The following is a 9,641-nucleotide window of genomic DNA, read 5'->3' on the forward strand; positions in this document are numbered from 1 at the left end:
GCGCGCTGAGGAGCCAACGGTTAACCCACTTGCCGAAACCGAGCGGGGGCCGGTAGAACTCCGGCGTGATCACCGGCGGGAAAGTCCTCCTGCGGCCCCGGCACGATGCCGACGTCGCCGTCCTCCACGAGAACCTCTACGAGAACGTCGCCACACGGGCCGGCGCCGACACCAGGCCCTGGCTGCCGCGCACTCCGAGCGCGTCGCCGTACGCGGTGGCCGAGTCGGACGAGACGATCGCCTTCTTCTCCGTGCAGGAACGCGACAGCGGCGAGCTCGCCGGGGCCTGTGAGCTGTGGGGCGTGGACGCCCAGCAGCGCTCGGCGCACCTGGGCGTGGCTATCCTGCCCGGCCACCGTCGGCGCGGCCTGGCCACCGACGTCGTCGCGGCGCTGTGCGAGTACGGCTTCGCGGTGCGGGGCCTGCACCGCCTGAACGTGGAGACCCTCACCGACAACACCGGCATGATCACCGCGGCCACCCGGGCCGGGTTCGTCCACGAAGGCGTCCGGCGCCAGACGCAGTGGGTCTACGGCGACTGGAAGGACGAGGCCGTTCTCGGACTCCTGGCCGCCGACTGGTTCCAGAGCCGGCGGCAGGCGTGATTCCGAGGACGTCGTGGCAGGTCAGGCCCGTCGCCGCCGGGCGAACGCGAGCGTGGCGACACCGCCGATGAGCAGCAGGACGGCGGTCAGGCCCAGCGTCACCGCGAGCGTGCCGGTCACCGCCAGGTCGCCCGAACCGGACGGCCCGTCCGACGAGGTCGGCGAGGGCGTCGGCGTCGGCGTCGGCGCCGCGCCGCCGGGGACGACCTGCCAGACGCCCTGCGCGTCGTTGTCGGTCGCCGAGGCATCGGTGTCGGTCTCCAGGGTCGGGACCTCCAGCGGACTGCGGTGTTCGACGACGACGTCGGCGTACCCGTCCCCGTCCAGATCCGTGGCGTCGGCGGGAGCCAGGGGCGCGACGTAGGCGACGTTCCTCATCGTCACCGGCGTCTCCGGCTCGCTCACGACGCGGACGGTCACCGTGATCGGGGACCCGTCGGCGTCGACGGGCAGAGCGGCGCCGGCGGTCGCGGTCAGGCCGTCGAAGGTGTACCCGTCCCCACTCATGGAGACCAGCTCGACCCCCTCCGGCAGCAGCTGGGTCACCGACCAGCCGGCGGGAGCGTCGCGCAGGCCCTCGTTGCGGGGCGTCAGCGTCCACGTCACGACCTCACCGGCGCGCACGCTCTGCTGCTCGATGCTCTGCGTGAGAGACAACTCGATGCAGTCCGTCGGGTAGAGCGCCGGAGCCTCGGTGAGTTCGTACACCGCCGCCCCCTCCCCGTCGTAGACGAGCTCGCCGTCGAGGAATCCCGTCGGGCGGCACGGCGCTCCCCAGTCGTTGGGGTCGTCGTAGTCGCGGGCGTCGACCGCGACGGGACCCGCCTCGGCGACGCGTGCCGTGGCGGTGTCGTCGCCGACCACGGCGTTGGCGAAGTTGCGCACCGCCGTCGACGCCGCCGGGAAGCTGTTGCCGACGACCAGGACCGGGTCGCGCAGGGTGCGGTAGGCCGCGTCGGGAGCCGAGGGGTCGGGCGAGCCGACCTGGAGCCAGGTCCCCGAGCCGGTGAAGGTGTTGCCGCGGATCTCGATGCCCGAGGAGGAGTACGAACCGAGCTGGTCGCGGTCCTCGCGGATCGGCGAGACCATGACCGCGGCCAGGCCGTCGGCACCCGCCTGTTCGATCTCGTTGCCGGCGATCGTGACGTCGTGCGCCGAGGCGGCCGAGATGGTGAAGGTCTGCCCCGAGACGGTGTTGTCGGTGAACCGGACGCCGCGAGTGCCGGAGTAGAGCAGGATCCCGTCGCGGTTGCCGGACAGGACGTTGTCATGGAGGTCGATGTCGCGGCTGATGGGCAGGTCCGCCTCGGTGACGGTGAAGACGCCCGCGGAGTCGTTGTCCTCCAGTCGCGACCGGCTGACCTCGATCTCGGCGGAGCTGCGGCTGTAGAGCGCGTAGAGGACGACGTTGGAGACCAGTGCGTTGGTGACGGTCGCGCCGGTGGTCGAGGAGTAGAAGAAGCCGTAGGAGCCCGCCTCGATCGACGCGCGGTCGACGGACACGTTCTGGGAGCCGTAGGCCTTGAGGATCGCCGAGCCGGTCGAGTCCGAGGGGCCTTCGTGGCCGATGACCGTCAGGTCCTCGATCACGACGTCGGTGGAGTCGTGCACGACGACCCCGGCGCCGGTGACGTCGGCCGTGATGTCGGTGATGAGCGGACTCTTCGCGGCGAGCAGCGAGATGCCGGTCGAGGCGTTCGGCGGTCCGGTGATCTCCAGCCGCGACAGCCTGATGTCGGTGCGGTCGGAGTCGGCGGCACCGGCGCTCTGCGACGCGACGCCGTTGAGGAACCCGCTGATGCGCCCGTCGGTCACGGTCACCCGGCCGGAGTTCATGAGATTGATGCCGCTGCCGGTGCCGAGCCCGCTGACGATCGGGTCGGTGATGACCGCCCCCTGGGTCGAGCCCAGCGTGATGCCGCCGACGGTCACGTCGGAGACCACCGGGCTGATGATCTTCGGTCCGACGCCGGTGGCGCCGATGTTGGTGGACACCCCGTAGGCGAAGTGGCTCACGACCACTCGGTCGAGGGTCGCCTCGCTGACCAGGTGCAGGTTGACGCCGATGGAGTTGGCCGTGTCGGTGCCGACGATCTCGGGCGTGGTGACGACCGGCCCGATCGTCGAGCCGAGCGCGATGCCCTCCCTGCCGATGCCGGTGAGCCGCGCGCCGGTGATGCGGGCTCCCGGCGCCGTGCTCGTGGCCGTCGCGCCGATACCGCGGTTGAAGTCGCGCACGACCGGCGAGCTCACCACGGCGCCGCTGGAGTTCGCCAGGTCGATGCCGGTGCCGACGCCGCTTCCTGAGCCCGTCACCGTCACGTTCGACACCCTGGGCGCCTTGGTCGTGCCCAGGGCGATGCCCGCCGTGGTCGCCGCGATCGTGCCGCCTTCGACGGCGAGGTTGGGGGCCACCGAGGCGGCGGCGGCGCCGATACCGGTCGCGACGCCGCTGATCGCGGGGGTCGTGATGACGGCCGAACCGCTGGTGAGGTTGACGCCGTAGGACAGTGCCTCGCCGCCGCCGTCCATGGTGAAGCGGTCGATGGTCACCCCGGTGGCCGCGGCGGCGAGCTGGACGCCGGTGGGGCGTGTGACGGCGTTGGGGTTGACGATCTTGATGTCCTTGAGGGCCGCGCCGGCGGTGCTCACGGTGACCACCGCGCCCGTCACCGCGACGCCGAAGGTCACGTTGGCGTCGGCGGTCACGCCCTGGGCGACCGTGAAGCGGGCGAACAGCACCGACGGACTCGCCGACGCGAGCGTCACCTGGCGCGGGACGCTGAGGAGGCTGCTGAAGATGTAGTCCTCGGGGTCGAAGGAGACCGTCTGGCCCGCCGTGGCGGCCGTGAGGGTCGCCTGGAGGGTGCGCAGGTCGGCGTCGTCGCTCGGCCGGTCGGCGGGGGCGCCGATCCAGGCGATGGGCAGGCCGTCGGCGTTCGGGATCGCCTCGGTGACGGGATCTTCCGCGGAGCCCGGGAAGCCGGGACTCGACGTGCTGACGATGCTGAGACCGAGCGCGGCGGCGACCGCCATCGCGCACAGGTATCGGACGCCCACCCGGCTGCTCCTCGACACGGCGGTTCCCATCCCGTGATGTCCGCGAACGCGGCGGGTGCGGGCCACCGTGCTGTGTGGACTAATGTGGTACTTGTCGCAGAAACCATATATTTGCCAGGCTGAGCAGGGGCCGGATTCGGGACCAAGGTGCCGTCATGGTGTTTCGGCGCCGCAGATCCCCATCGTGCCCAGCGTGTCCTGGTCAAGGCCGCGATCGGAGCGTGTCCCGCAGCGTTCGTGCGACCTGCCCCATGAGTGCCTCGGCGGCGGGCTGACTGCTCGCCGCGACGCGGGACTCGGTGAGCGCGGCCACGGCGAAGGCGTGGCCGTTGTCGTGGGCCACGACGCCGACCTCGTGACGAAGGTTGAGGAGGGTGGCCGTCTTCGACGACCAGGCCGCGGCGTCGGAACTGAAGTCGGGCGAGAGCCGCTGGACCAGCAGATTGGCTCCCATGAGGGACCGTACCCGTTCGGCGACCTGGGGCGCGATCGTCGAGGGCGTCCAGACGGCCTGCAGGAAGTCGATGAACGCACGGGCGGTCCCGGTGTTCGCGCTGCTCACATCCAGTTGAGGTACACGGTGGCCGCGGCCGCTTGTGCCGCCGTCGATGGCCAGCGCCAGGGCCAGGTGGGCGTCTGCGGGTGAGAAGCGTTCTGCGGGCGTGTCACTGAGTTCCCGCATCGTGTGGCGGACGGTGATGCCTTTGAGTCCGAGTTCGGCGAGGATGCCGGCGACCGTGTCGGGGGGCGTGAGGTCGAACAGCGCGTCGGCCGCGGTTCCGTCGCTGACCGAGGTGCTCAGGTAGAGCAGGTCGTCGACGGCGATGGTGGCGGGGTGCTGGAAGCGGCTCAGCCCGGTGGGGCCTGGGGAGGTGATCCTGCCGGGTTCGACTCGGATCCGGGTCGCGCCGCTGAGATCTCCACGCCGGATTCTTTCCGCTGTCGCGAGCGCCAGTGGGAGTTTGGCGAGTGAGGCGATGGGGAGCACCGTGTCGGGATCGATGCCGAGTTCGTCCCCCGTGTGCAGGTTCCGGACCAGGAATGAGCCGGTCAATCCGCCATCGCGAAGATCCTGCCGTAGCCGGTGCAGGAGATCCTCGATCGTCATGGCCGCCCCTCTCCACTGGCGCCCAGTGCTCGGGCGACATCCGCGGCGAGCTCGATGCGAATGTGCTCGGCGTCGCGGTCGGAGTCGGCTGCGACACTGAAACCGCGTTCGACGCCGACGTCGCCGATGGGGCGCCAGCGCAGGCCGAGTTCTTCGGCCTGCGCGCGGGAGCAGAGCAGCCGGTCGTGCGAACTGAACACCTCGGCTGTGGCGGTCACGAGGCTAGAGCCGATGGCCAGTTGTGTCGGGCGCAGACCGGCGGCGTCGCAGAGCCGCCGGACGGGGTCGCGGATGTGGGGGACGTCGTCCTCGGGCTGGATCCAGATGCGTGCCGGTGAGGACGTGTCGGTCCGGCTCGGTCGCAGGGTCTCCAGGTAGAGGCAGGTCCTGCTGTGGTCGCGGGCGGCCGCGAGGCCCAGCGGCACCACCCACGTCGCTTCGTCGGATGGAACCGCGATCAAGGCCGCGCGAACTTCCTGTGTACGGGCGAGTTCGGTTCTCGTGGTCGGTGAGCCGGTCTGCGGGGCGAGCCTGAAGCCGTGGTCACGCGCGTTGGCGACCAGCGTGGCGAGGTCGCCGGTCGAGCAGTTGTCGGGAACGGCGAGGAGAAAGGGCTCGTCCAGCGCCGTGGCGGCAGCGTGCTCCAAGTCGGTCACCGCCCGTACGAGCCGTCGCGCCGCCGGCAGCACGTCCCGGCCGAAGCGGGTCAAGCGTGCCCGGCGGGGCGAGCGCTCGAACAGCGCTTCGCCCAGATGGTCCTCGAGTGCGGCGACTCGACGGCTGGCGACCGACTGGGACATGCCGACCGCGGCCGCTCCGGCGGTGAAGCCGCCTTGTTCGCTGACATGCACGAACGCCCGGCATGCCTTCACAAGATCCATGACCGGGTTTTATACCAGAGTGGCATCGAATCGCGCATTGCGGTCTTTGACCGCATTGATCTTGGCTGGGATGGTCGGTTTCGTACCGAGCCGCAGCAGCGGCTGCCGACCAACGGAGGTTCACGCCTTGCCATCCACGCCGACCAGAAATCTCGCTTTGCGAGGACTGGCCCCCCTTCTGCTGCTGCTTCCACTCGTGGCATGCGCTCGGGCCGAACCGGCCGCTTCGCCGGAGCCGAGCGCTTCGGCAAGTGCGTCCGAAGCCGTCGTGGCGGATTTCGCCAGACTGGAGGAGACCTTCGACGCGCGTCTTGGGGTCTACGCCGTCGACACCGCCACGGGCGAGGAAGTCGTGTACCGCACTGACGAGCGCTTCGCCTACGCGTCTACCTTCAAGGCCCTCGCCGCCGGCGCCGTCTTGCGGAAGTACACGTCGAGCGGACTCGACAAGGTGGTCGAATACTCCGGCGACGACCTCGTCGACTACTCGCCGGTTACCGAGGACCACGTCGACACCGGCATGAGCCTGCGCGACATCTGCGACGCCGCCGTGCGCGTCAGTGACAACACCGCCGGCAACCTGCTGCTCGACGAACTCGGCGGGCCGGCGGGACTCGACGCCATCCTCGAAGGAGTCGGTGACCAGACCACCATCATGGAACGCTACGAACCCGAACTGAACGACGTGTCCCCATCCGACAGTCGCGACACGAGTACTCCTCGTGCGCTGGCGGCGGACCTGCGTGCCTTCGTTCTCGGTGACGCTCTGCAAGGTGACGCCGATCGGGCGCTGCTCACCGAATGGCTCAAGACGAACACGACCGGCGCGAACCTCATCGCCGCAGGGGTCCCCGAAGGCTGGGCGGTCGGCGACAAGAGCGGCGGAGGCGGCTTCTACGGCACCCGCAACGACATCGCGGTCGTATGGCCCCCGAACCGCGCTCCCATTGTCATGGCGATCCTGACAGGGCGCCAGGAACGCGACGCCGACTACGACGAAGCACTCCTCGCGCAAGCCGCGGCCGTGGTCTCCGAACAGCTGTCGTAGAGGCCGCTGTTCCCGGCGCGCCCGGCGTGGTCGGCGAGTAGGGCGGCGCGGGTCGCGCGATGCCGTCCGGTGGCATGGCGGCGGCCACGGTCGTGGTGAACGGGCCGGGGACGCGGCCGAGGTGGTGGGCGAAGGCTTGCCGTCGACCTGGTCGCCGCAGCCGGCGGCGACCAGGCCGACGCGATCGCCGTCTGTCATCGGGCGCCGGACCCGGTGACGTGCCGGGACTCAGCGGCGGTGCGTTCGATGACCTTGTGGATGCGGCCGCGATGGGACCTGACTCGGCGACCGTGAGGTGACCGACGACCGGGCGGATGTGGTTCTTGATCTTCGCCTTGCGCGTCGCCGGCGTCGATGCGCCGATGCCGTCGGGAGGTGGGCCGTCATCGAAGGTCTTCGACATGAGGGTGTCGATGGTCGCGTTCGTGACGGGGTACCGGCGAGCATCCCGCTCTCCGAGCAATCGCCGACGTACGGTCTCGGCTACGCGAGGCCTGCCGGAGACCCGGTTTGACGACGTCGGAAAGGTGGATCGCCCGCTTTGTGAGGGGATTATTCGATCCGCGAGCGAATCCACGTCTGTCATCGCCGGGTACACTTAAAGTGAGTAATACCTACTCTGACCTGCAAAAACGCATGCGCCCTCGGCAGGATTCGAACCTGCGGCCTTGAGATTAGAAGTCTCCTGCTCTATCCGCTGAGCTACGAGGGCCGGTGGCATGATCGTGTTGGTCCATGATGCATGCCGATGGAAGATTATCGTTCCCTGCCCCACCGCTGCTAGCGACTACACGAACGGGTGATCGCCGCCGTAGTCGTTCGGACTGGCAGACTCGCCGGGTGGTCCAAAAGGTGCTGGAGTCCGTCGCGGAGTGTGTCGAGCGGGCCGAGATGTTGGCGCGGGTCGCCGGGCGGCGCGTGCTCGGCATAACCGGTGCTCCCGGCGCCGGGAAGACGACGGTCGCGCGGCGGGTGGCCGCCGCGATGGGCGAGCGGGCCGTGTACGTGCCGATGGACGGGTTCCATCTGGCGCAGGCCGAGTTGCTGCGACTGGGACGCGCCGACCGCAAAGGCGCTCCCGACACCTTCGACGCCGCCGGCTACGCCGCGCTCCTTCGCCGCGTCCGTGAGGGTGAAGAGACCGTCTACGCCCCCGAGTTCCGCCGCGACCTGGAGGAGCCCATCGCGGGCGCCATCGCGATCACGCCCTCGGTGCCGCTGATCGTGACCGAGGGGAACTACCTCCTGCTGGAGGAGGGGCCGTTCGGTGCGGTCGCCGCGCTGCTCGACGAGAGCTGGTTCGTCGACGTCGCCGAGGACTTGCGGATGTCGCGGCTCGTGGACCGGCACAAGGCCTTCGGGAAGTCGCCCGAGGCGGCCCACGAGTGGGCCTACGGGTCCGATCAGCGCAATGCCGTGCTCGTCGAGGGTGCGAGGGACCGAGTGGACGTCCTGGTGCGGCTGGGGGGCCGCTAGGCGGTCGGGCGTCTCAGACTGCCGGGGCCGCGAGGTAGGTGGTGAGGCCGGTGGCGATGGAGTCGGCGATGCGCTGGCGGAAGTCGCCGTCGGAGAGCTTCTCGGCGTCACCGGAGTGGCGCATGTTGCCGCACTCGACCATGACCTTCGGGACCGTCGTGAGGTTCAGGCCGCCCATGTCGTCGCGGGGGTTGAGGCCGTCCTCGCCGATGTAGTCGGCAGGGGGCAGGCCCGTGCCTTCCTCGTAGGCGTCGCGGATGGCGACCGCCAGCTTGTGCGAGGGCTTGACGACCTTGTCGTTGTGCCCCTTGATGCGCACCGGCTCCATGATGTGGAAGCCGTGGCCGTCCGACGAGCCGCCGTCGGCGTGGATCGACACGGCCGCGTCGGCGTCGATGTCGTTGGCGGTGGCCGCCCGGTCGGTGATGCAGGGACCGACCCCGTCGTCGCCGTCGCGGGTGAGGACCACCTCGGCGCCCTGCGACTCCAGGGCCTCGGTGAGCCGCTGGGCGACGTCCCAGTTGAAGGCGTGCTCGGCATAGCCGTCGTCGGTCTCGGTGCCGGTGGTGTCGCAGGGCTTCTTCTTGGTGATGACGTCGACCTTCTTGTTGACGATCTCCGGATGCTCGGCGTTCCCCCCGTTGTGCCCCGGATCGATCACCACCACCTTGCCGCTGAGGACCCCCACCGTCGTCTTCGCCGACGACGAAGCCGCCCCAGCCACCCCCGAAGGACCACCGGTACACCCCGCCGCCAACGCGAGGACGACCAGCGCGAGCCCTGCGGCAAGGAGGCGGAACGGGGTGCGTGGAGCGAGCGGGCGGCGCAGGCGGCGCGGAGCGTGCGGGACGCGGGGGGCATGTGCCGCGGGACGGCGCCTCGGTGGAGTACCGCCGGCAGTCACGTGATCGTCACCTCATCCGTTCGGTCAGCAGGCCACGTGAGACCGTACCGGGTCCCCCGGGAGGGGTGGGGTAGGTGGGGTGGGGGACGGGGTTGGGGGACAAGGCGGGTGGGGAGTAGGGGGAGAGCGTGGGGTGGGTGCGGTGGGGCAGTGGACGGGTGTGGGGGAGGACTTGGCGACGCTGACGCGGCCCGCAGGCGCCGACGGAGGCGGCAGCGGGTGCCGCGTGGCCAGTCGCCATTGGCGAGACGCGAGCGCGGAGCGCGGAGAGGCGAGCGCCGAGCGGTTACCGCCGGGTGCCGGGTGCCGGTGCGGGGACGATCGCACACGCCGAGTCTTCTGCGCGGGACCGGGTCCAGGGACGGAGTTCCTGGTGGGGGTCTGGGGGCGAAGCCTCCCAGCAGGGTCCAGGGACGGAGTCCTTGGTGGGGGTCTGGGGGCGAAGCCACCCAGCGGGGGTGCTGGGGGCGGAGCCACCCAGCCGGTTCTAAGGCGGGGGACACTCCGGGCTGCCGAACTGCCGAGCAGCCGAGCAGCCGAACTGCCGAGCAGCCGAACT

Annotated in this window: 7 protein-coding genes and 1 tRNA gene; 3 read left to right on the forward strand and 5 right to left on the reverse strand. The window is 70.2% G+C overall.

Going from position 1 to position 9,641, the window contains the following annotated elements:
* The first annotated feature begins 65 nt into the window (after positions 1–65).
* Entirely contained in the window at positions 66–605 is a 540-nt protein-coding gene (locus tag AB0I28_RS08985) for a GNAT family protein (protein WP_357491190.1), read from the forward strand.
* Positions 606–626: 21 nt separating this feature from the next.
* Here AB0I28_RS08985 and AB0I28_RS08990 read toward each other — a convergent pair whose 3' ends face one another.
* The 3 genes from AB0I28_RS08990 to AB0I28_RS09000 form a co-directional block, all read right to left on the reverse strand.
* A complete protein-coding gene (locus tag AB0I28_RS08990) occupies positions 627–3,665 on the reverse strand; it encodes a right-handed parallel beta-helix repeat-containing protein (protein ID WP_357491192.1) in 3,039 nt (1,012 codons plus the stop codon).
* Positions 3,666–3,867: 202 nt separating this feature from the next.
* Positions 3,868–4,773 (reverse strand): serine hydrolase, encoded by a 906-nt coding sequence (locus AB0I28_RS08995; protein ID WP_357491193.1) that lies wholly within the window; start codon positions 4,771–4,773, stop codon positions 3,868–3,870.
* Positions 4,770–5,654, reverse strand: coding sequence for a LysR family transcriptional regulator (locus tag AB0I28_RS09000; RefSeq protein WP_357491195.1), 885 nt, complete (start codon positions 5,652–5,654; stop codon positions 4,770–4,772). The genes AB0I28_RS08995 and AB0I28_RS09000 overlap by 4 nt, the downstream gene beginning before the upstream one ends.
* A gap of 268 nt (positions 5,655–5,922) precedes the next feature.
* Here AB0I28_RS09000 and bla point away from each other — a divergent pair, with 268 nt between their 5' ends.
* Positions 5,923–6,702, forward strand: a complete 780-nt coding sequence (bla, locus tag AB0I28_RS09005; RefSeq protein ID WP_357491197.1) for a class A beta-lactamase — start codon at positions 5,923–5,925, stop codon at positions 6,700–6,702.
* A 639-nt stretch (positions 6,703–7,341) separates the two neighbouring features.
* Here bla and AB0I28_RS09010 read toward each other — a convergent pair.
* Positions 7,342–7,414: transfer RNA gene (locus tag AB0I28_RS09010), tRNA-Arg, on the reverse strand.
* Positions 7,415–7,557: 143 nt separating this feature from the next.
* Between AB0I28_RS09010 and AB0I28_RS09015 the strand changes: the two genes are divergently transcribed.
* Entirely contained in the window at positions 7,558–8,178 is a 621-nt protein-coding gene (locus AB0I28_RS09015; RefSeq protein WP_357491955.1) for a nucleoside/nucleotide kinase family protein, read from the forward strand.
* A 13-nt stretch (positions 8,179–8,191) separates the two neighbouring features.
* On the opposite strand, the gene AB0I28_RS09020 is transcribed toward AB0I28_RS09015, so the two are convergent.
* Positions 8,192–8,866 (reverse strand): N-acetylmuramoyl-L-alanine amidase, encoded by a 675-nt coding sequence (locus AB0I28_RS09020; protein WP_357491198.1) that lies wholly within the window; start codon positions 8,864–8,866, stop codon positions 8,192–8,194.
* Positions 8,867–9,641 lie beyond the last annotated feature (775 nt).

This window comes from Phytomonospora sp. NPDC050363, from assembly GCF_040655735.1.
Classification (GTDB): domain Bacteria; phylum Actinomycetota; class Actinomycetes; order Mycobacteriales; family Micromonosporaceae; genus Phytomonospora.

Bases quoted from the DNA above. Each gene is read 5' to 3' on its own strand.
- AB0I28_RS08995 (WP_357491193.1), bottom strand. From the start codon at position 4,773: ATGACGATCGAGGATCTCCTGCACCGGCTACGGCAGGATCTTCGCGAT.
- AB0I28_RS09000 (WP_357491195.1), bottom strand. From the start codon at position 5,654: ATGGATCTTGTGAAGGCATGCCGGGCGTTCGTGCATGTCAGCGAACAA.